Origin of the sequence: Streptococcus sp. CL9.43 (assembly GCF_049737935.1) — a bacterium.
GTDB classification, from domain to species: Bacteria; Bacillota; Bacilli; order Lactobacillales; family Streptococcaceae; genus Streptococcus; species Streptococcus infantis_I.
The window spans coordinates 313,496-333,462 of the sequence record NZ_JBKOTS010000002.1; the positions used below are offsets into that span (position 1 = coordinate 313,496).

A 19,967-nucleotide genomic window follows, 5' to 3' on the forward strand; every position below is an offset into this window, starting at 1 on the left:
GAAGCTTTTAATCCTGATACTTAAGCAAGTTCTTTAAGTTTTGCTGGTTGGAAACCAGAGAAAACTTCAGTTGGTGTTTGAATGATAGGAGCAGCGCTGAAGCCTAGCTCTTTAACTTGTTCAATAAATTCAGGTTGTTCATCAAGATTAATTTCGCGATATACGATGTTGTTACTATCTAAGAATCGTTTGGTCATTTTACATTGAACACAATTGTTTTTAGAATAAACTGTTACCATTCTGTAACTCCTCTTTCAAAATTTAATTACTTCTTAAGTATATCAGAAAAAAAATCTTTGTCAACGAAGAAAAACTAAATATTGTAGATTTTTTTTAGATGAGAGTTATCTAAACACAATATATAGTGATTGCAAAAAAATAAAACCCATAAATAACAGCGTTTTCTAAATGTTAAAATCATAAAAAACTACATGATGTATTTTGATACATAAAATAGAAGATTTTCAGCAAGTTATCTGAAAGGAAAAAGAAGAAATCCCATAAAATGCTTGAAAAAATTCCTAGAAGATGATATAATACCAAATTGTAAGGGTTATCAGATATAACTCAAAAAGAAAACATTTAAAGGAGAGTCAAATTATGGCTTCTAAAGATTTCCACGTAGTGGCAGAAACAGGTATTCACGCACGCCCAGCAACATTGTTGGTACAAACTGCTAGCAAATTTGCTTCAGATATTACTCTTGAGTACAAAGGTAAATCAGTTAACCTTAAATCTATCATGGGTGTTATGAGCCTTGGTGTTGGTCAAGGTGCTGACGTTACAATCACTGCTGAAGGTGCAGACGCTGATGACGCTATCGCTGCTATCTCAGAAACAATGGAAAAAGAAGGATTGGCATAAGGATATGACAGAAATGCTTAAAGGAATCGCAGCATCTGATGGTGTTGCAGTTGCTAAAGCATATCTACTCGTTCAACCGGATTTATCATTCGAGACTATTACAGTCGAAGATACAAATGCAGAAGAGGCTCGTTTGGATGTTGCTCTTGAAGCTTCTCAAAACGAGCTTTCTCTTATCCGCGAGAAGGCTGTAGGTACGCTTGGTGAAGAAGCGGCGCAAGTATTTGACGCTCACTTGATGGTTCTTGCTGACCCTGAATTAATCGGTCAGATTAAAGAAACAATTCGTGCTAAGAAAGTAAATGCAGAAGCAGGTCTGAAAGAAGTTACAGACATGTTTATCACAATCTTTGAAGGCATGGAAGACAACCCATACATGCAGGAACGTGCAGCGGATATTCGCGACGTTACAAAACGTGTTTTGGCAAATCTTCTTGGCAAAAAACTGCCAAACCCAGCTTCAATCAATGAAGAAGTGATTGTGATTGCACATGACTTGACTCCGTCTGATACTGCTCAATTGGACAAAAATTTTGTAAAAGCTTTTGTAACAAACATTGGTGGACGTACAAGTCACTCAGCTATCATGGCTCGTACACTTGAAATTGCAGCTGTATTGGGTACAAACAACATCACTGAACTTGTAAAAGATGGTGACGTTTTGGCTGTTTCAGGTATTTCAGGTGAAGTCGTTATCAACCCAACTGAAGAACAAATTGCAGAATTCAAAGCAGCTGGTGAAGCTTACGCTAAACAAAAAGCTGAATGGGCTCTTTTGAAAGATGCTAAAACTGTTACTGCAGATGGTAAACACTTTGAGTTGGCAGCTAATATCGGTACACCTAAAGACGTTGAAGGTGTGAACGAAAATGGTGCTGAAGCTGTTGGTCTTTATCGTACAGAATTCTTGTACATGGATTCTCAAGATTTCCCAACGGAAGACGACCAATACGAAGCTTACAAAGCAGTTCTTGAAGGTATGAACGGTAAACCTGTTGTCGTTCGTACAATGGATATCGGTGGGGATAAAGAACTTCCTTACTTCGATCTTCCTAAAGAAATGAACCCATTCTTGGGTTACCGTGCTTTGCGTATCTCTATCTCTGAAACTGGTAACCAAATGTTCCGTACACAATTGCGTGCATTGCTTCGTGCATCTGTTCACGGTAAATTGCGTATCATGTTCCCAATGGTTGCTTTGTTGAAAGAGTTCCGTACCGCTAAAGCTATTCTTGAAAAAGAAAAAGCAAAATTGGTTGCTGAAGGTGTTGCTGTTGCGGATGATATCCAAGTTGGTATCATGATTGAAATTCCTGCTGCAGCTATGCTTGCTGACCAATTTGCTAAAGAAGTTGATTTCTTCTCAATCGGTACAAACGACTTGATTCAATATACAATGGCTGCTGACCGTATGAACGAACAAGTTTCATACCTTTACCAACCATACAATCCATCAATCCTTCGCTTGATTAACAACGTAATCAAAGCAGCTCACGCTGAAGGTAAATGGGCTGGTATGTGTGGTGAGATGGCTGGGGACCAAACAGCTGTTCCACTCCTTGTCGGAATGGGATTGGATGAGTTCTCAATGTCAGCTACTTCAGTACTTCGTACACGTAGCTTGATGAAGAAACTTGACACAGCTAAGATGCAAGAATACGCTAACCGTGCTCTTACTGAATGTTCAACAATGGAAGAAGTTCTTGAACTTTCTAAAGAATACGTTAACTTTGATTAAAGACATTAAAACCTTGTAGAACTAAACTACAAGGTTTTTTGTACTCTAATTTAAAAAGTCATCCTGTAAAATTTTCTAAAAATATGGTAAAATAGACAAAGGAAAAATACGGAGGCAACTATGCAAAACAGACCAATCATTATCGGAGTAACAGGGGGATCTGGTGGAGGAAAAACCAGTGTTTCTAAAGCAATTTTATCGCATTTTCCCAACGAAAAAATTGCCATGATTGAGCATGATTCCTACTATAAAGATCAATCTCATCTAACCTTTGAAGAACGTATAAAGACTAATTATGACCATCCTTTTGCTTTTGATACTGACTTGATGATTGCGCAAATCAAAGAATTGTTGGCAGGACGTCCTGTTGATATTCCTACCTATGATTATGCTGCCCATACAAGAAGCTCGAAAACCTATCGTCAAGAACCACAAGACGTATTTATAGTGGAAGGAATCTTGGTTTTGGAAGACAAACGTCTTCGTGATTTGATGGATATCAAGATTTTTGTGGACACTGATGATGATGTTCGTATCATCCGTCGTATTAAACGCGATATGGAAGAGCGTGGTCGTAGTTTGGATAGCGTTATTGATCAGTACCTTGGAGTCGTAAAACCTATGTATCATCAATTTATCGAGCCAACAAAGCGTTATGCAGATATCGTTATTCCAGAAGGAGTGACAAATACAGTAGCAATTGATTTACTGACAACAAAGATTGAAAAGATTTTAGAAGAAGCTCGTTTAGCCCAGTAATAGAAATAAAAAACTGTATCAAGAGATACAGTTTTTATTGTTTAATTTTTTCAAGTCTCGGAACAATGACGAGAGTTAAGAGGGCTGAGATAATTAATTCTGCGATTGAATTTGTTGAGATAACAGTCGCTAATAGTTTTTGAATATTTCCATCAAAAACATTACCAAAGAGAAAGAAGATACCACCTAAGACAAATACTGTATTAGTGAGTGAGCCAAGTGCACCTGCAAAGATGAGTCCAGCTCTTCCCTTTAGTAGTTTATAGACGAAATAAGGGGTCAAACCGATTAAGATACGAGGAACAATTGCGATCACAACTGAATAAAAGTTACCATTTGGTACAAATGGTGAGAAGAGATAGCTTGTTGGCAGGATTGTGAGAGTATTAACCGTTAAGCTAAGCATTCCCATCAGAAAACCTAAGGTTGCGCCAATTCTTGGTCCGTAGATAATACTTGCAATAATTACTGGAATGTGAACGATGGTTGGTTTGATTGGAAAGGGAAGTACATTAAATAAAATCGAGCTTAGTAAATGAATAACAATCATAATGGCAAAAAAGATAGCGATGGGAGCAATATTAGAGCGTTTGTTCATGAATTTTATCCTTTATTTCTTGTAAAATAGTTTCGAGATCAGCGAGAGCACCACGACCTGTATCCCCACAGGCCAGTAGAGAATCTTTGGGAGAAATAATTGTATAACCATAATTTTCTAAAGTTTTTAGATTAGCTTGGGTCGCAGGATGGTCATACATCTTTGTGTTCATAGCTGGAGCCAATAGTTTATGTACAAAGTGTGGCAAAGCAAGAGCAGTAGCAGTCACCATATTGTCAGCAAAACCGTGAGCTAATTTAGCGATTGTATTGGCTGTCGCAGGAACTACGATAAATAAATCTGTTTCTTTTCCTATTTGAATGTGATTCACTTGATCTGGAAAAGGTTCGTGCATGACATCGAGATGTACAGTATTTTGTGATAGTACTTGTAAAGTTAATGGCTGAATGAATTCTGTTGCTGACTGAGTCATAAGAACAGTAACAGAATGCCCCTGTTTTTTTATAGAACTAACTAGGTCAACTGTCTTGTATGCAGCAATAGATCCTGTAATAGCGAGTGTAATACGGGCCATAAAATTCCTTTCATTTAGTCATAACTTTTGATTTTCTCGAGGAGTAAATCAGCAATTTCATATTTACTCATAGCAGTTTGGAAAGAATTTTTTTCAACTAAGTAAGCCTTATGTTGCTCGCTACTAATCTGAGTAAGGTCGTTTGCGACAATTAAATCAGCTTGGTTCTTTTCAAGACTTTCCCGAGCAATTTGAATCAGATGTTCCTGGCTGACATCAACCAGTAATTTAAATCCAATCAGGTGAATGTTAGGATTCCATTCTTTAATAAGAGATATGATTTTTGGATTCTTCTTGAGAAATAGAACCTGAACGTCTTCCTTAGATGAGATTTTTGTTTCCTGATTTTTCTTATCTAAAAACTCTGTTAAATCTTGACTAGCTTCAACCTCATCAAAACCAGCCATATAGACAGGAGTGTAATCTGATACAGCCATAGAATGGATTAAGACTTGGTGATCCGTAACCTTATCTTTCATGACTTGCAGCAAATCAGCTGTATTTTTAATTTCGATGATGGTCAAGTTTGACTGACTAACTGGCTTAACAGCCTGAAGAGTGGTAATCAAACAAACTTCATGACCAGACTTTAGAAGAGTCTCGGTGATAATTTTTCCAAGTTTACCGGAAGAGTGATTGGTAATAGAACGAACTCGATCAATTTTTTCACTTGTACCACCAGAAGTAACTAAAATTTTCATAGAACTATTGTACAAAAAAATGAGCATTAAGTAAAATGAAAGTGATGTAACATAATTAAAAATTATAACTATATTATTATTGACAATTAATTTAATATATAAGATAATTATTTTAGTTGTATTTTAAGAGGGGAAGCCGTTATGGACTTTTTTAAATTTGCAGATAATATTGTTAAAGAAGCTAGTAAAGTAATTGATGATGCTAGTAAGACAACTGGTAGCGTACTTAATGAAGCTGGTAAAGCTTTAGATAGTACTGGAAAAGTTACAGGAGAGTTATTATCAAACTCTGTAAAAGTAATAGGAGATGTATCAAATAAGATAGGAAATGTTGTTTCAGATGTTTCAGGTCAAGCTACAATAGTAGCGAAAGATGCTTTTCAACAAGTAACTGAGGTAACATCTGACACATTTAATCAAGCTGGTAAAGTTGCAACTGAAGCAAAATCACAAATTGATTCAATAGATCTTTTTAATGACAAATTAAGGTCCGAAGCTGTTGCGAATTATCATGAATCTATTCAAATATATAATGAAAAAGCCACAGAACTGACGAACAAATCGACTGACCTTTATCAAACTAGAGACAAAGCGATTAAAGTTGTAAAAATCGTTGAAGAGAGAATTAGTAAGCTAGCAAATAAACCAAAAGAATTCGAAACAAAATTAGAAGAAATTAATATTGAAATTCAAAATTTTGAAGATAAACAGTTAGCTATTACTCAAGCTATCAAAGAAGCAGAATTAGCAAGTGGTAGTACGGCAGCTACAGCTTCTTTAAGTGCTTTAGGGATGACAGTCGCTACTTTAGGTCCTACTGCCGCTATGGGAGTCGCAACTACTTTTGGTGTCGCATCGACAGGAACAGCAATTTCTAGTTTAACAGGTGCAGCAGCAAATAGTGCGGCATTAGCTTGGTTAGGTGGAGGCAGTATAGCCGCAGGCGGAGGCGGTGTTGCTGCAGGCAATGCCTTTCTAGCTATGGCGGGGCCTGTTGGTTGGGGAATTGCAGGCTTAATGTTAACAGCTTCTGTCGGAGCAGGTGTTTTTGCTAATAAAAAAAATGAAGAAGTAGCTAAAGAAGCACTCGATGAACAAATGAAAATCGAGTTGTTAATAAGACAAACTGAAAAATCAATAATAGATATTACTGAATTAATTAATTTAATTGAAAAACAAACTGAAGGAATCTATTTAGCTAATTTGTCATTAATTGGGATGGACTATAGCATATTTACCGAAGAAGAAAAATATCAAGCAGGTAGTTTGGTAAATTCAACCCTTTCTCTGACAGAAATGATCAATAAGGAAATTAAAGTAAATGATGATTCAAGTTGCTAATAGGGCATTATATCAAGGTATAGGAGCATATGTAAATTGTCTAAATAATCTTAGAATTCAAGACTTACAAATTGCTATGAAGATAATAGAGGATGAAGCACGCAAAGTCGTCTTAAACAATGACAATGCTTCAAAAATCTTAAACTATACTAAAGACAATATTGAAGACGTTATTCTAAAGAAGCGTGGGGGAGACTACGGTGGTCACGGGTTTATAGCTGAATTTGCAGAAGCAGGAATTGTAAATGCAAGAAGAGCTATTGAAGGATTAAATCCTATTATAAAAGTATTGAATGATAATGGGCCAGCCGATTTATTAATTGGCAGAAATACCATTCAAATGAAGTTTTATAATAATTTACGTGATGAACTAGCTCAATCATTTCATTACAGTGAAAAAATGAAAATGATGTTTCCAAAAGATCACGTGTTAGTATACGAAAAAATTATGACTGGTGCCAAAGAAGTTGAATTTAATGGTAAAAGATTGTCTGTTAAACAAATTACGGATATACGACAAATGATTAATGATATTACTAAAAGCAAGGGACTTACTTCATATAAATCTTGGATGAAATCATCTATTTTAAATTATGATGATGCTCAAAAAAATTCAATTAACTCTCTTTTAGATTCTGAAGAAAAGAATATTCGTAAAACAGTTAGACTTAAACAACAAGAATTAAATAAAAAACGATTAGTAGCGCAAAAACATGCATTACCAAATTTAAAAGAAGCTACTAAGGTTGCAAGAAACGCAGCTTTTTTGCAAGGTGGTTTAGCTCTGTTGTCAAGTGTGTATGGAAAATGTAAAGAAGGAAAAAGTATTTTTGAATTCGAACAATCAGATTGGTTAGATTGTGGATTGAATTCATTACAAGGAGTTGCATGTGGAGCGATAACAGGATATTCAATTTACGGATTAACTAATATTTTTGGTATTAGCGCTCCAAATGCAAGTGCTTTAGTAATGGCTACTTATGGGATGATAGATGTCATTTTGAGATTCAGATCTTCTGAAATAACTCAAGATGAACTTATGAATCTTTTGACATTAAATGTAATAGATTCTTCTTTTGCTGCAATTGGAGCTTGTGTTGGTCAGATTATGATCCCAATACCTGTTCTAGGTTCTGTAGTTGGTTCAATAGCTACTTCAATAATTTTGGAAATAGGCAAAGGGTTTCTAAGTGACAGGGAACAGGAATTAATTCAAAATTACAGGGAAAACATAGATAGCCATATCAAAAACTTAGATGATAAATACAAGATTATTTTTAATGATATTATAGATAAATATCATAAACTAGGACGATTACAGGATTATTCATTTGATTTATCCCTTAATACTCGTCTCCGCTTTGAGTATTCAATTGAATTAGCTGAAAACTTAGAAATCTCTGATAATCAAATTTTGCATAACTTAGACGAAATTAACAACTATTTTCTAAATTAGAAAAATTTTTATAATAGTTAAAATCTATAAAGGCATATAAAAATTTAAATAGAGATAAAGAAAGTCTGTTATTTAGCGATATTCACGAACATTACTAATCATAATGACTGTTAAAAATCTTGTTTTATGATATAATGAATTAACACATTAGAGGCTAGAGGAGTTTTTTATGAAAACAGATATTGAAATTGCACAGAGTATTGAGTTAAAACCGATCGTTGATGTTGTTGAGAAACTTGGTATTTCTTACGATGATTTGGAGTTGTACGGAAAATACAAGGCTAAACTTAGCTTTGATAAAATCCGTGAAGTTGAGGCAAACCCAGTTGGAAAGTTGATTCTGGTTACAGCTATCAACCCAACACCAGCAGGTGAAGGGAAATCAACCATCACTATCGGGCTTGCAGACGCTTTGAATAAGATTGGTAAGAAAACCATGATTGCTATCCGCGAACCTTCCCTTGGACCTGTTATGGGTATCAAGGGTGGTGCTGCTGGTGGTGGTTATGCGCAAGTTTTACCAATGGAAGATATCAACCTTCACTTTACTGGTGATATGCATGCTATTACAACTGCAAACAATGCTCTTTCTGCCTTGATTGACAATCACTTACATCAAGGAAATGAGCTAGGTATCGACCAACGCCGTATTCTCTGGAAACGTGTAGTGGACTTGAATGATCGTGCTCTTCGTCACGTGACAGTTGGACTTGGTGGTCCTCTTAACGGTATTCCACGTGAAGATGGTTTTGACATCACTGTTGCTTCAGAAATCATGGCAATCCTTTGCTTGGCAACTGATATTGAAGATTTAAAACGTCGTTTGGCTAATATCGTTATCGGTTACCGTTATGACCGCACACCTGTTTCAGTGGGTGATCTACAGGTTGAAGGTGCCTTGGCATTGATTTTGAAAGACGCTATCAAACCAAACTTGGTTCAAACCATCTATGGAACACCTGCCTTTGTACATGGTGGCCCATTTGCCAATATCGCACACGGATGTAACTCTGTCTTGGCTACAACTACAGCCCTTCACTTGGCAGATTACACAGTGACAGAAGCAGGTTTTGGTGCAGACCTTGGTGCTGAGAAATTTCTGGATATCAAAACTCCAAACTTGCCAACAGCTCCAAGTGCAGTAGTCATTGTGGCGACTCTTCGTGCCCTTAAGATGAATGGTGGTGTTGCAAAGGATGCTCTGACAGAAGAGAATGTAGAAGCAGTACGTGTTGGATTTGCAAACTTAAAACGCCACGTTGAAAATATTCGTAAGTTCGGTATTCCAGCAGTTGTTGCTATCAATGAATTTGTTTCTGATACAGAAGCGGAAATCGCAGCCTTGAAAGAACTATGTGCTTCAATCGATGTACCAGTCGAATTAGCGAGCGTATGGGCTGATGGAGCTGAAGGAGGAGTTTCTCTAGCTGAAACTCTCGTAAAAACAATCGACGAAAACCCAGCAAACTACACACGTCTCTATGACAACTACCTTTCTGTTCAAGAAAAAATCGAAAAGATTGTGACTGAAATTTACCGTGGTAGCAAGGTTAACTTTGAGAAGAAAGCTCAAACCCAAATTGCACAAATCGTACAAAATGGTTGGGATAAACTGCCAATCTGTATGGCTAAGACTCAGTACAGTTTCTCAGATAATCCAAATGCACTTGGAGCACCTGAAAACTTTGAAATTACCATTCGTGAATTGGTACCAAAACTTGGTGCAGGCTTCATCGTTGCCTTAACTGGTGATGTCATGACTATGCCTGGACTTCCAAAACGTCCTGCCGCTCTCAACATGGATGTTGAAAGCGATGGAACTGTTCTTGGATTATTCTAATTCAAACACAAAAGACAACCTCTTAGATAAGGTTGTCTTTTTAACTACAAAAAACTCCTAGAAATCATCTAGGAGTTTAGTTTTTATTTCATAGTTGGGAAAAGAAGTACGTCACGGATAGTAGTAGTATCAGTGAGTAGCATGCAGAGACGGTCGATACCGATTCCCAAACCACCTGTTGGTGGCATACCATATTCAAGGGCTTCGATGTAGTCGTAGTCAATGCCAGTTGCTTCATCGTCACCAAGTTCTTTGGCTTTGGCTTGGGCTTCAAATCGGCTAAGCTGATCGATTGGATCGTTCAATTCAGTAAAGGCATTTCCGTATTCTTTAGTCATAATGAAGAGTTCAAAACGGTCAGTGAAACGTTCATCTTCAGGATTTTTCTTAGCAAGTGGTGATACAGCTACTGGGTGACCATAGACAAAGGTTGGTTGAATTAAGGTTTCTTCAACAAATTCTTCAAAGAAAGCATTGATAATGTGACCGACTTCTGTATAGTGTTTCTCAACTGGAACTTTCTTGTCAGCTGCGATAGCTTTAGCTTCTTCGAAAGTCATATCTTGCCAGAAATCAACCCCTGTGATTTCCTTAATGGCATCCACCATGTGTACACGTTTAAATGGTTCGTTAAGTTTTATCTCAGTTCCTTGATAGATAACTGGAGCGTCGCCTTTAACAGCTTTTGCAACGTGTTGAATAATACCTTCAGTCAAGTCCATGATATCTTGGAAGTCTGCATAAGCTTGGTAAACCTCGATAGAAGTGAACTCAGGGTTGTGTGTAGCGTCCATACCTTCATTACGGAAGATACGCCCGATTTCGTAAACACGTTCCATACCACCGACGATAAGTCGTTTCAAGTGAAGCTCAGTCGCGATACGAAGCACCATGTCAATGTTTTGTGCATTGTGGTGAGTGATAAACGGACGAGCAGCAGCACCACCAGCTTCATTGTGAAGAACAGGTGTTTCAACTTCTAGGAAACCTTTTTGGTCAAGGTAACGACGAATTTCAGAGATGATTTTTGAACGAGTAACAAAACGTTCAAAGCTTTCACGGTTTGAAATCAAATCCAAGTAACGTTTACGATAAATGGTTTCAACGTCTGTTAAACCGTGGAATTTTTCTGGAAGCGGACGAAGAGCTTTAGACAAGTGAGTGATGTGTGTAGCCTTAATAGATAGTTCTCCCATATCGGTACGCATGACTTCACCTTCGACACCAAGGAAATCACCAAGGTCAGCTTTTTTAAAGATTTCGTAGTTTTCTTCACCGACAGCATCTTTACGAACGTAGATTTGGATTTGACCATCGCGGTCTTGAAGGTGGGCAAATCCAACCTTACCTTTACCACGTTTGGTAACAAGACGACCCGCAATAGTAGCAGTTTCGTTTAGTTCGTGTAGTTGTTCTTTATCAAGGTCAGCAAATTTATCTTTTAGTTCTTGAGAGTTAGCAGTACGTTCAAAACGTTTACCGAATGGATCAATTCCTTGTTCACGGAGCGCAGCCATTTTTTCACGGCGAACGATCTGCTGGTCATTCAATTCTTCCATATGTTCTGTTGACATGTGTTCCTCCTAATGAAATTCAAATTTTGAAATAATAAATCAATTTTTCACGGTACTCCCATTTTATCATAAAAAGTTAAGAAATTCACGGATATTCTATAAAAACTAAAAAGAACTTGACGTAATAGATCAAGTTCAATTATTTTTTTGATAAGAGGTATCGTTCCAAGTCTTAAGAGTAAATTTTTCAAAGTCGTCAGTCTCTAAAATTGTTAGACTTGCATTAGCCAAACCTCCATCTTTACGAAGCAGAGCTTCCTGATAGCCTATAAGCGTTCGAAGACTAGCAGTAAGGTTCGCTCCATGACCGACTAGTAATAGGTGCTCTGCCTTAGAATTTTTTAAGGACTTGATAAATTGGATGGTGCGCTGAGTTGTAGTGTAAAGTGATTCAGCTTCAAACATGCGAGTATCAAACTTAGCTAAGTTTGTTTTAAAGGCTTGAATTTGCTGAGGGTAGATAGCATTTAAAGTCGCAATTTTTAGACCTTCCAGTTTACCGAGGTGCCATTCTCTGAGTTCGGGAACACTTTCTAAGGGACATGGATTTGTCAGTTGACTTTGGATAATCTCAGCTGATTTTACCGCTCTTGGTAAATCACTCGAATAAATCTTGTCAAAAGGGATATCTTTAAGATACTGGCCCAGGTCTTTTAAAGTTTCAATAGATTCAGGGAGAAGAGGGGAATCTCCACCAGCGCCTTGAAAACGACCTTCTAGATTCCAGACTGTTTGACCATGGCGGACAAAGTAAAGTTTCATGAGTTACTTTCCTCCAAGATGTCTACAAAGCTGGCTTTTACATAGTTTGCCAGATCTTTAGGTGCGATGATGATACTGTGTCCGACCTCGCCAGCAGAGACAATCAATTCTTCCAATTCTAAAGCTGTTTCATCAATAAAAATAGGGTAGTTGTGTTTTTGACGGATACCTACAGGGTTATTAGCTCCATGGATATATCCAGTCGTTTTTTCTAAATCCTTTTGAGGAATCATGGCAACTTTTTTATTCCCAGAAATCTTTGCTAATTTCTTTTCAGAAAGGTGTTCGGTGATAGGAACAATTCCTATTACCGGACCAGTCTTATCACCCAATAATGCTAAGGTCTTAAAGATATGATTTCTATCATAACCAGAAGGAAGTTCTCCTTCTAAAGCATTGATTTGAATACCTTGATGGTCAACACCTGCCTTAGTCAAAATTTGCTCTACTAAGGTTTTTTTAACTTTAACTTTCTTAGCCATTATTTGTATTTATCCTCCAACTGACTCATCCAGATACCTAACCAAATGCCAAGAGCAAAAAAGAAGGCAACAATCACATAAGACACAAGAGATAAACCACTGTAGTTAATGCTTTCAGCATTACCCGCATTTGGAATCAATATCAAGAGTGTACTTGAAAGAACGATTGCAATGATGAAGTGATAAACACGAGAGTGATACTCTCGAAGAGCGTAGTCCATCAATTTTGAAAAAATAATAAGAGTAGCAGCAGCTCCAATTCCTATTGGAAGGAAGGTGCCAAATAAATCAAAAGTTTTAAATCCAGTTAACATTGGGGTATAGAGACCTAAAATCAAGAGAAGATTTGAGGGGCTCAATCCTGGAACTAAAATACCTAGAGCAAGAAGAGCACCAGCTAGGATAAAACTTGTGAAACTTGCGTTTAGTGAACCAACCACAAAGTTTAAAGCGTAAAGACCAATTCCAGAAACAATAAAGGTCACCCAAAACCAGATAAGATCGACATTGTCTCTTTCAGAATCTTGAGTAGCCTCTTTTACAAGACTAGGGACTGTACCAATAATAGCACCCGCAAAACTCCATAAAACATAAACTTGATAATGCTCTAGTAAGTACTCAATTGGATAAGAAAATAGCCCAATACCTAGTAACATACCGATAGCAACAGGTAAGAAATAAAGAATATCTTCTTTTAGGTTTTTAAATGGATGGGCAAGAAAACGAATCATTCTCTCATAGATACCCAAAATAGCTGCCAAGACTCCACCAGAAATACCAGGCAAGATAAATCCTAGTGCAATAACAATACCTTTAATTATTTTTGAAATCCAAGATAACATAAACTCTCTCCGTATTTATTCTCTAAAATTCTCTTCTTGTATTATATCACAAAGTAAGAGAAATAAAAAAAGCAAGCAGAAGTAATATCTGGCTTGCTGAATGAAATTAAGGTTTTAAGAATAATTTTCTAAACGTCTCTTGCTTATCTTTTGACAAAGAAATAAGATTTAGGTCTAGATGGTGTTCAAATCCAACCAGTTTACCCTTTGAGGTGTATTGATGAAGATCAAAGTCAAGGTCTGTATTTGGTGAACTTTCAAAGTAGCCTGAGTCAAGTCCGTAGGATGGAATCCAAATAGCAGAAAACTTATCTGTACTGATGCTATGTTCTTTCATGAAGTACACACCAATGTATATACCAATATTTTTAGCACCAAGTGATTCTAACTTAGCACGGAATGCCTCAACTCCTTGGTTCATATCTGACATTGTTTTTTCTTCAACGTCTAACCAATAGTAACTTGGGTTGTACGGCGAAGCTGAATTATAAAATGATTCAGCAGCCTTTTCCATATCCTCTACACTTTTTCCAGACACATAGGCATAGACAGCAACTGGAACATTTCTCTTTTGAAACTCAGCGATATGACTTTTATAAGCTTTATCAATACCATTTGTATAAGATGCATCGTTCTCAGTGGTAATCTGATTTCCTCCGTGGACTCGAACAATGACACCAGAGATATTTTGAGATAAAATATCGTAATTGATTTCCGATGGTCTCTGCCAACCAGAGATATCGATGATAGGCTTATCCAAGTTATGTAGAGCTTGTGTTTCTATTTGAACTGGATTTTGTTTGGTTTTTACAGGATGTTCTTCGAATCGTGGACGATTGAGAATCAAGAGTCCTATAAAAGCAGCAAATATAATAACTATAAAAGCTGGGCGAATTTTTTTTCTCATACTCCTATAGTTTATCGTAATTTGTAAAAAAAATCAAAAAATTTACTCAAAACGAAGTAGTGACAGTCATTAGCGTTAGGTTGAGATCAGCAAATTTGTGTATCGTGAAGTAAATTGTGGTATAATAATAAAGAATTTCTATAGAAAAGAGAAAAATATGGCAAATTATGCAATTATTTTAGCAGCGGGTAAAGGTACCCGTATGAAATCAGATCTACCTAAAGTTATGCACAAGGTTGCAGGAATTTCTATGCTTGAGCATGTTTTTCGTAGTGTAGGGGCAATCAAGCCTGAAAAAACAGTAACGGTTGTTGGTCATAAGGCAGAGCTAGTTGAACAAGTTTTAGCTGGTCAAACTGATTTTGTGAGACAGTCCGAACAATTAGGAACTGGTCATGCGGTTATGATGGCCGAGCCGATTCTTGAGGGCCTTTCTGGACAAACATTGGTTATTGCAGGTGATACACCATTAATCACGGGTGAAAGTTTGAAAAACTTGATTGATTTTCATGTGAATCATAAGAACGTAGCCACTATCCTTACCGCAGAAGCTGAAGATCCATTTGGTTATGGACGTATTGTTCGCAATGATAATGCTGAAGTACTAAGAATTGTTGAACAAAAAGATGCTACTGATTTTGAAAAGCAAATCAAAGAAATCAATACAGGAACATATGTTTTTGATAATGCTCGTCTCTTTGAAGCTCTTAAAAACATCAATACCAACAACGCTCAAGGTGAATACTATATCACGGATGTGATTGGAATATTCCGTGAAGCAGGAGAAAAAGTCGGAGCTTATACTCTTAAAGACTTTGATGAAAGTCTCGGAGTCAATGACCGTGTAGCGCTCGCCACTGCAGAAGCTGTTATGCGTCGTCGTATTAACCAAGCCCATATGGTAAATGGTGTTAGTTTTGTAAATCCAGAAGCGACATATATTGATATTGATGTTGAAATTGCTCCAGATGTACAAATTGAAGCTAATGTAACCATCAAAGGTTCTAGTAAGATTGGTGCTGAGACTATTTTGACGAATGGAACTTATGTTGTCGATAGTACTATCGGTTCAGGTGCAGTGATTACCAACTCTATGATTGAGGAGAGCACAGTTGCTGATGGTGTTACAGTCGGACCTTACGCTCATATTCGTCCAGGTTCTAGCTTGGCAAAAGATGTTCATATTGGAAACTTTGTTGAGGTGAAAGGTTCTAGCATTGGAGAAAATACAAAAGCTGGCCATTTGACATACATTGGTAACTGTGAAGTTGGTAGTGACGTCAACTTTGGTGCTGGTACTATAACAGTGAACTATGATGGGAAAAATAAATTCAAGACAGTCATCGGCAACAATGTCTTTGTTGGTTCTAATTCAACCATCATTGCTCCTGTTGAACTAGGAGATAACTCTCTTGTTGGCGCAGGTTCAACCATTACTAAAGACGTGCCTGCTGATGCTATTGCCATCGGTCGTGGCCGCCAAGTTAACAAAGACGAATATGCAACTCATCTCCCTCACCATCCTAAAAACAACTAGGAGCTAACCATGGAATTTGAAGAGAAAACACTCAGCCGTAGAGAAATCTATAAAGGTCCTATTTTCCAATTGGTACAAGATCAGGTTGAACTTCCTAATGGAAAAGGGACAGCTCAACGTGATTTGATTTTCCATAATGGTGCAGTATGTGTTCTTGCGGTTACTCCAGAAAATAAGATTGTTCTCGTCAACCAATATCGCAAGGCGATTGAAAAAGTTTCTGTTGAGATTCCTGCAGGGAAACTAGAAATTGGAGAAAATGCTGATCCTGAAGCGGCAGCCCTTCGCGAATTGGAAGAAGAAGCTGCCTACACTGGAAAACTAACTCTTTTGTATGATTTCTATTCTGCTATTGGTTTCTGTAATGAGCGATTAAAACTTTATTTGGCAAGTGATTTGACAAAGGTTAAAAATCCACGTCCACAGGATGAAGATGAAACTTTAGAATTACTTGAAGTTAGTCTTGAAGAAGCTAAACAACTGATCCAGTCTGGTGATATCTGTGATGCCAAGACTATTATGGCTATCCAGTACTGGGAATTACAAGAAAAATAGGGGAGGAACCTATGGGAAAACCTTTATTAACAGACGAAATAATCGAGCGTGCAAATCGTGGTGAAAATATCTCTGGTCCTACTTTAGTAGACGATCAAGAAACAAAGATATTATCGACTTCATCTCAACATTATAGAGCTTCACGTTCAAGTGACCATGGTTTTAGTCAAGATACCCTAACGATTGAGGTTGAACCACAAATCCATAAAAGTCGTCGAATTGAAAATACTAAGAGAAATGTTTTTAACTCAAAACTGAATAAGATTCTATTTGCTGTTATTCTTCTCTTGATTTTGCTAGTTTTAGCAATGAGATTTATTTAAGGGGAATGTCATGAAAATTGGAATTATAGCAGCTATGCCAGAAGAGCTAGTTTATCTGATTCAACATTTAGAAAACGCTCAAGAAGAGACGGTATTAGGAAATAAGTATCATACGGGTAAAATTGGTTCAGTTGAGCTTGTCTTAGTCGAGAGTGGTATCGGTAAAGTCATGTCTGCTATGAGTGTCGCAATCTTAGCTAATCACTTTAAAGTGGATGCTGTCATCAACACTGGTTCAGCTGGTGCTTTAGCAGAAGGAATCGAAGTTGGAGATGTAGTGATTGCTGATAAGTTAGCTTATCATGATGTTGACGTGACTGCTTTTGGTTATGAATACGGTCAGATGGCCCAACAACCACTTTACTTTGAATCAGATAAAGAGTTTGTTACTTTGATTCAAAAGAGCTTGTCTAAACTTAGCCAAAAATGGCATTTAGGTTTGATAGCGACCGGTGATAGTTTTATTGCAGGTGAAGATAAGATTAAAGCTATAAAAGAACATTTTCCTCAGGTGCATGCTGTGGAGATGGAAGGTGCAGCGATTGCTCAAGCAGCTCACGCGCTTAATCTACCTTTCTTGGTCGTTCGTGCCATGAGTGATAATGCTAACCATGAAGCCTCTATTTCATTTGATGAATTTATCGTAGAAGCTGGACGTCGCTCAGCAAAGGCGCTCTTGACACTTTTACAATCTATTCATGATTAATATAAAAAGAACACTTGTTAGTGTTCTTTTTTTAGGAAAAAAGGAAGCTTGTCTCTGATAGAGTTATTTTCAGTCTTTTTTGATATAATAGAAACATTGATTTGAAGAATAGGAATAGGAAGAGAAAATGAACCCTTTATTAAACGGTATGAATGACCGACAGGCTGAAGCGGTCCAAACAACAGAAGGTCCACTGCTAATCATGGCGGGGGCCGGTTCTGGTAAGACACGAGTTTTGACCCATCGTATTGCCTACTTAATTGATGAAAAGATGGTTAATCCCTGGAATATTTTAGCCATTACCTTTACCAATAAGGCTGCTCGTGAAATGAAAGAACGTGCCTACGGGCTTAATCCAGCTACACAGGACTGTTTGATAGCGACCTTTCACTCTATGTGCGTTCGTATCTTACGTCGTGATGCGGATCATATTGGTTACAATCGTAACTTTACCATTATCGATCCAGGTGAGCAGCGAACATTGATGAAACGCATTCTCAAACAGTTAAACTTGGATCCTAAAAAGTGGAATGAACGCTCTATTTTAGGGACCATTTCTAATGCTAAGAATGATCTGATTGACGATGTTGCTTATGCTGCTCAAGCAGGAGATTTATATACAAACATTGTCGCTAAGTGTTATGAGGCCTATCAAAAGGAACTCCGTCAATCTGAGTCAGTTGACTTTGATGATTTGATTATGTTGACCTTGCGTCTCTTTGATCAAAATCCCGATGTCTTGACTTACTATCAGCAAAAATTCCAATATATCCATGTTGATGAGTATCAAGATACTAACCATGCCCAGTACCAACTGGTCAAACTGTTAGCTTCTCGCTTTAAAAATATCTGTGTTGTTGGGGATGCGGACCAGTCTATCTACGGTTGGCGTGGTGCTGATATGCAGAATATCTTGGATTTTGAGAAGGATTATCCTCAAGCCAAGGTTGTCTTGTTAGAGGAGAATTACCGTTCAACAAAAACCATTCTACAAGCGGCTAATGACGTTATTAAAAACAATAAAAATCGCCGTCCTAAGAATCTATGGACTCAAAATGCGGATGGGGAACAAATTATTTACTACCGAGCAAACGATGAACAAGATGAGGCTGTTTTTGTAGCCAAAACCATCGATGAACTTGGTCGAAGTCAAAACTTCCTACACAAAGACTTTGCAGTGCTTTACCGTACCAATGCCCAGTCACGTACTATTGAGGAGGCCCTTCTCAAGTCCAATATTCCTTATACCATGGTTGGTGGTACCAAGTTCTACAGCCGAAAAGAAATCCGTGATATCATTGCTTACCTCAATCTCATTGCCAACCTAAGTGATAATATCAGTTTTGAGCGTATCATTAATGAACCAAAGCGTGGAATTGGACCAGGGACTGTTGAGAAGATTCGCGACTTTGCTAATTTGCAAGAAATGTCCATGCTGGATGCTTCAGCCAATATCATGTTATCAGGAATTAAGGGTAAAGCAGCCCAGTCTATTTGGGACTTTGCAAATATGATTCTGGATTTGAGGGAGAAACTGGACCAATTAACCATTACAGAGTTGGTTGAGGCTGTCCTTGAAAAAACAGGTTACGTTGATATTCTAAATGCACAAGCAACATTGGAGAGTAAGGCTCGGGTTGAAAATATCGAGGAATTCTTATCTGTTACCAAAAACTTTGATGACAATCCTGAAAGCCAAGAAGAGGAAACAGGACTAGATAAACTCAGTCGTTTCTTGAATGATCTTGCTTTGATTGCAGATACTGACTCTGGTAGTCAGGAGACGTCAGAAGTAACCTTAATGACCTTACACGCTGCCAAAGGGCTCGAGTTTCCGGTTGTCTTTATCATCGGGATGGAGGAGAATGTCTTTCCTCTTAGTCGTGCCTCTGAGGATCCTGATGAATTAGAAGAGGAACGTCGTTTGGCCTACGTAGGAATCACACGCGCCGAGAAAATTCTTTATCTTACCAATGCAAACTCTCGCTTGCTTTTCGGGCGTACAAGTTACAATCGTCCGACCCGTTTTATCAACGAGATTAGTTCAGATTTGTTGACCTATCAAGGTTTGGCTCGGCCAGCTAATTCAAGTTTTAAAGCATCATACAGTAGTGGTGGTACTACATTTGGGCAAGGAATGAGTCTGGCTCAGGCTCTTCAAGAACGAAAACGGAATACTGCGCCTACATCTATCCAATCAAGTGGTTTACCATTTGGACAATTTGCATCTACTAGTAAATCTTCTTCTACTGAGACAAATTGGTCAATTGGTGATATTGCCCTTCATAAAAAATGGGGTGAAGGAACTGTCCTTGAAGTATCGGGTAGTGGAGCTAAACAGGAGCTAAAAATCAACTTCCCAGAAGTCGGTTTGAAAAAACTTTTGGCCAGTGTTGCACCGATTGAGAAAAAGTAAGTTTCTAAACGAATAAATACCCTCTTGAAAT

General features: G+C 37.6%; 20 protein-coding genes. 11 read left to right on the forward strand and 9 right to left on the reverse strand.

Translation table 11 applies throughout. The annotated features are described in order from the left end of the window. Nucleotides 1-20: 20 nt before the first annotated feature. Complete coding sequence (gene nrdH / locus ACLNCS_RS04850) at nt 21-239, reverse strand: glutaredoxin-like protein NrdH (RefSeq protein WP_414261897.1); 219 nt, start codon at nt 237-239, stop codon at nt 21-23. Between the two features lie 361 nt (nt 240-600). Here nrdH and ACLNCS_RS04855 point away from each other — a divergent pair, with 361 nt between their 5' ends. The 3 genes from ACLNCS_RS04855 to udk all read left to right on the forward strand — a co-directional run bounded on the left by ACLNCS_RS04855 (nt 601) and on the right by udk (nt 3,361). Further along, complete coding sequence (locus tag ACLNCS_RS04855; RefSeq protein WP_000146952.1) at nt 601-864, forward strand: phosphocarrier protein HPr; 264 nt, start codon at nt 601-603, stop codon at nt 862-864. Nucleotides 865-868: 4 nt separating this feature from the next. Next, nucleotides 869-2,602 (forward strand): phosphoenolpyruvate--protein phosphotransferase, encoded by a 1,734-nt coding sequence (gene ptsP, locus ACLNCS_RS04860; RefSeq protein WP_424847518.1) that lies wholly within the window; start codon nt 869-871, stop codon nt 2,600-2,602. 120 nt (nt 2,603-2,722) lie between these two features. Continuing rightward, nucleotides 2,723-3,361, forward strand: a complete 639-nt coding sequence (udk, locus tag ACLNCS_RS04865) for a uridine kinase (protein WP_004253618.1) — start codon at nt 2,723-2,725, stop codon at nt 3,359-3,361. A 34-nt stretch (nt 3,362-3,395) separates the two neighbouring features. Here the strand turns inward: udk and ACLNCS_RS04870 are convergent, their stop codons facing one another. Genes ACLNCS_RS04870 through ACLNCS_RS04880 form a run of 3 tightly spaced genes read right to left on the reverse strand, consistent with a single transcriptional unit; the run spans nt 3,396 to nt 5,195 of the window. Continuing rightward, nucleotides 3,396-3,959 (reverse strand): ECF transporter S component, encoded by a 564-nt coding sequence (locus ACLNCS_RS04870; protein WP_049496359.1) that lies wholly within the window; start codon nt 3,957-3,959, stop codon nt 3,396-3,398. Continuing rightward, nucleotides 3,943-4,494: a phosphopantothenoylcysteine decarboxylase gene (gene coaC / locus ACLNCS_RS04875; RefSeq protein WP_424847521.1), complete on the reverse strand. Its 552-nt coding sequence runs from the start codon at nt 4,492-4,494 to the stop codon at nt 3,943-3,945. Before coaC ends, ACLNCS_RS04870 begins: the two co-directional genes overlap by 17 nt. Nucleotides 4,495-4,508: 14 nt before the next feature. Then, nucleotides 4,509-5,195, reverse strand: coding sequence for a phosphopantothenate--cysteine ligase (locus tag ACLNCS_RS04880; RefSeq protein WP_424847523.1), 687 nt, complete (start codon nt 5,193-5,195; stop codon nt 4,509-4,511). A gap of 141 nt (nt 5,196-5,336) precedes the next feature. Here ACLNCS_RS04880 and ACLNCS_RS04885 point away from each other — a divergent pair, with 141 nt between their 5' ends. The 3 genes from ACLNCS_RS04885 to ACLNCS_RS04895 all read left to right on the forward strand — a co-directional run bounded on the left by ACLNCS_RS04885 (nt 5,337) and on the right by ACLNCS_RS04895 (nt 9,832). Further along, on the forward strand, nt 5,337-6,536 hold the full coding sequence (locus tag ACLNCS_RS04885) for a hypothetical protein (protein ID WP_424847525.1): 1,200 nt from the start codon (nt 5,337-5,339) through the stop codon (nt 6,534-6,536). Then, entirely contained in the window at nt 6,517-7,992 is a 1,476-nt protein-coding gene (locus ACLNCS_RS04890; RefSeq protein WP_424847527.1) for a hypothetical protein, read from the forward strand. Before ACLNCS_RS04885 ends, ACLNCS_RS04890 begins: the two co-directional genes overlap by 20 nt. Nucleotides 7,993-8,161: 169 nt before the next feature. Next, the gene (locus ACLNCS_RS04895; protein WP_424847529.1) at nt 8,162-9,832 is read left to right on the forward strand and encodes a formate--tetrahydrofolate ligase; all 1,671 of its coding nucleotides are present in this window, start codon (nt 8,162-8,164) and stop codon (nt 9,830-9,832) included. 83 nt (nt 9,833-9,915) lie between these two features. Here ACLNCS_RS04895 and lysS read toward each other — a convergent pair whose 3' ends face one another. From lysS to ACLNCS_RS04920, 5 genes are all read right to left on the reverse strand, one after another. Then, a complete protein-coding gene (gene lysS, locus ACLNCS_RS04900; RefSeq protein ID WP_424847531.1) occupies nt 9,916-11,406 on the reverse strand; it encodes a lysine--tRNA ligase in 1,491 nt (496 codons plus the stop codon). A gap of 135 nt (nt 11,407-11,541) precedes the next feature. After that, nucleotides 11,542-12,168, reverse strand: a complete 627-nt coding sequence (locus ACLNCS_RS04905; RefSeq protein ID WP_424847533.1) for a histidine phosphatase family protein — start codon at nt 12,166-12,168, stop codon at nt 11,542-11,544. After that, entirely contained in the window at nt 12,165-12,650 is a 486-nt protein-coding gene (locus tag ACLNCS_RS04910; protein WP_247921485.1) for an aminoacyl-tRNA deacylase, read from the reverse strand. The genes ACLNCS_RS04905 and ACLNCS_RS04910 overlap by 4 nt, the downstream gene beginning before the upstream one ends. Continuing rightward, the gene (locus ACLNCS_RS04915; RefSeq protein WP_424847535.1) at nt 12,650-13,492 is read right to left on the reverse strand and encodes a DUF368 domain-containing protein; all 843 of its coding nucleotides are present in this window, start codon (nt 13,490-13,492) and stop codon (nt 12,650-12,652) included. Before ACLNCS_RS04915 ends, ACLNCS_RS04910 begins: the two co-directional genes overlap by 1 nt. 106 nt (nt 13,493-13,598) lie before the next feature. Beyond that, nucleotides 13,599-14,399, reverse strand: a complete 801-nt coding sequence (locus tag ACLNCS_RS04920) for a glycoside hydrolase family 25 protein (RefSeq protein WP_070677435.1) — start codon at nt 14,397-14,399, stop codon at nt 13,599-13,601. A gap of 157 nt (nt 14,400-14,556) precedes the next feature. Here ACLNCS_RS04920 and glmU point away from each other — a divergent pair, with 157 nt between their 5' ends. The 5 genes from glmU to pcrA all read left to right on the forward strand — a co-directional run bounded on the left by glmU (nt 14,557) and on the right by pcrA (nt 19,936). Then, nucleotides 14,557-15,936, forward strand: coding sequence for a bifunctional UDP-N-acetylglucosamine diphosphorylase/glucosamine-1-phosphate N-acetyltransferase GlmU (glmU, locus tag ACLNCS_RS04925; RefSeq protein WP_424847538.1), 1,380 nt, complete (start codon nt 14,557-14,559; stop codon nt 15,934-15,936). 9 nt (nt 15,937-15,945) lie between these two features. After that, nucleotides 15,946-16,491, forward strand: a complete 546-nt coding sequence (locus ACLNCS_RS04930) for an NUDIX hydrolase (RefSeq protein WP_070677439.1) — start codon at nt 15,946-15,948, stop codon at nt 16,489-16,491. 11 nt (nt 16,492-16,502) lie between these two features. Beyond that, nucleotides 16,503-16,814 (forward strand): cell wall synthase accessory phosphoprotein MacP, encoded by a 312-nt coding sequence (gene macP / locus ACLNCS_RS04935; protein WP_424847540.1) that lies wholly within the window; start codon nt 16,503-16,505, stop codon nt 16,812-16,814. A 10-nt stretch (nt 16,815-16,824) separates the two neighbouring features. After that, nucleotides 16,825-17,520 (forward strand): 5'-methylthioadenosine/adenosylhomocysteine nucleosidase, encoded by a 696-nt coding sequence (locus ACLNCS_RS04940; protein WP_424847542.1) that lies wholly within the window; start codon nt 16,825-16,827, stop codon nt 17,518-17,520. Nucleotides 17,521-17,647: 127 nt separating this feature from the next. Then, nucleotides 17,648-19,936 carry a DNA helicase PcrA gene (gene pcrA / locus ACLNCS_RS04945; RefSeq protein WP_424847544.1) on the forward strand — a complete coding sequence of 763 codons (2,289 nt, stop codon included), beginning with the start codon at nt 17,648-17,650 and terminating at the stop codon, nt 19,934-19,936. Nucleotides 19,937-19,967 lie beyond the last annotated feature (31 nt).

Bases quoted from the DNA above. Each gene is read 5' to 3' on its own strand.
- udk (WP_004253618.1), top strand. From the start codon at position 2,723: ATGCAAAACAGACCAATCATTATCGGAGTAACAGGGGGATCTGGTGGA.
- ptsP (WP_424847518.1), top strand. From the start codon at position 869: ATGACAGAAATGCTTAAAGGAATCGCAGCATCTGATGGTGTTGCAGTT.
- ACLNCS_RS04915 (WP_424847535.1), bottom strand. From the start codon at position 13,492: ATGTTATCTTGGATTTCAAAAATAATTAAAGGTATTGTTATTGCACTA.
- ACLNCS_RS04930 (WP_070677439.1), top strand. From the start codon at position 15,946: ATGGAATTTGAAGAGAAAACACTCAGCCGTAGAGAAATCTATAAAGGT.
- lysS (WP_424847531.1), bottom strand. From the start codon at position 11,406: ATGTCAACAGAACATATGGAAGAATTGAATGACCAGCAGATCGTTCGC.
- ACLNCS_RS04910 (WP_247921485.1), bottom strand. From the start codon at position 12,650: ATGGCTAAGAAAGTTAAAGTTAAAAAAACCTTAGTAGAGCAAATTTTG.
- pcrA (WP_424847544.1), top strand. From the start codon at position 17,648: ATGAACCCTTTATTAAACGGTATGAATGACCGACAGGCTGAAGCGGTC.
- ACLNCS_RS04885 (WP_424847525.1), top strand. From the start codon at position 5,337: ATGGACTTTTTTAAATTTGCAGATAATATTGTTAAAGAAGCTAGTAAA.
- ACLNCS_RS04895 (WP_424847529.1), top strand. From the start codon at position 8,162: ATGAAAACAGATATTGAAATTGCACAGAGTATTGAGTTAAAACCGATC.
- macP (WP_424847540.1), top strand. From the start codon at position 16,503: ATGGGAAAACCTTTATTAACAGACGAAATAATCGAGCGTGCAAATCGT.
- ACLNCS_RS04920 (WP_070677435.1), bottom strand. From the start codon at position 14,399: ATGAGAAAAAAAATTCGCCCAGCTTTTATAGTTATTATATTTGCTGCT.
- ACLNCS_RS04890 (WP_424847527.1), top strand. From the start codon at position 6,517: ATGATGATTCAAGTTGCTAATAGGGCATTATATCAAGGTATAGGAGCA.
- glmU (WP_424847538.1), top strand. From the start codon at position 14,557: ATGGCAAATTATGCAATTATTTTAGCAGCGGGTAAAGGTACCCGTATG.
- ACLNCS_RS04905 (WP_424847533.1), bottom strand. From the start codon at position 12,168: ATGAAACTTTACTTTGTCCGCCATGGTCAAACAGTCTGGAATCTAGAA.
- nrdH (WP_414261897.1), bottom strand. From the start codon at position 239: ATGGTAACAGTTTATTCTAAAAACAATTGTGTTCAATGTAAAATGACC.
- ACLNCS_RS04940 (WP_424847542.1), top strand. From the start codon at position 16,825: ATGAAAATTGGAATTATAGCAGCTATGCCAGAAGAGCTAGTTTATCTG.
- coaC (WP_424847521.1), bottom strand. From the start codon at position 4,494: ATGGCCCGTATTACACTCGCTATTACAGGATCTATTGCTGCATACAAG.
- ACLNCS_RS04855 (WP_000146952.1), top strand. From the start codon at position 601: ATGGCTTCTAAAGATTTCCACGTAGTGGCAGAAACAGGTATTCACGCA.
- ACLNCS_RS04870 (WP_049496359.1), bottom strand. From the start codon at position 3,959: ATGAACAAACGCTCTAATATTGCTCCCATCGCTATCTTTTTTGCCATT.
- ACLNCS_RS04880 (WP_424847523.1), bottom strand. From the start codon at position 5,195: ATGAAAATTTTAGTTACTTCTGGTGGTACAAGTGAAAAAATTGATCGA.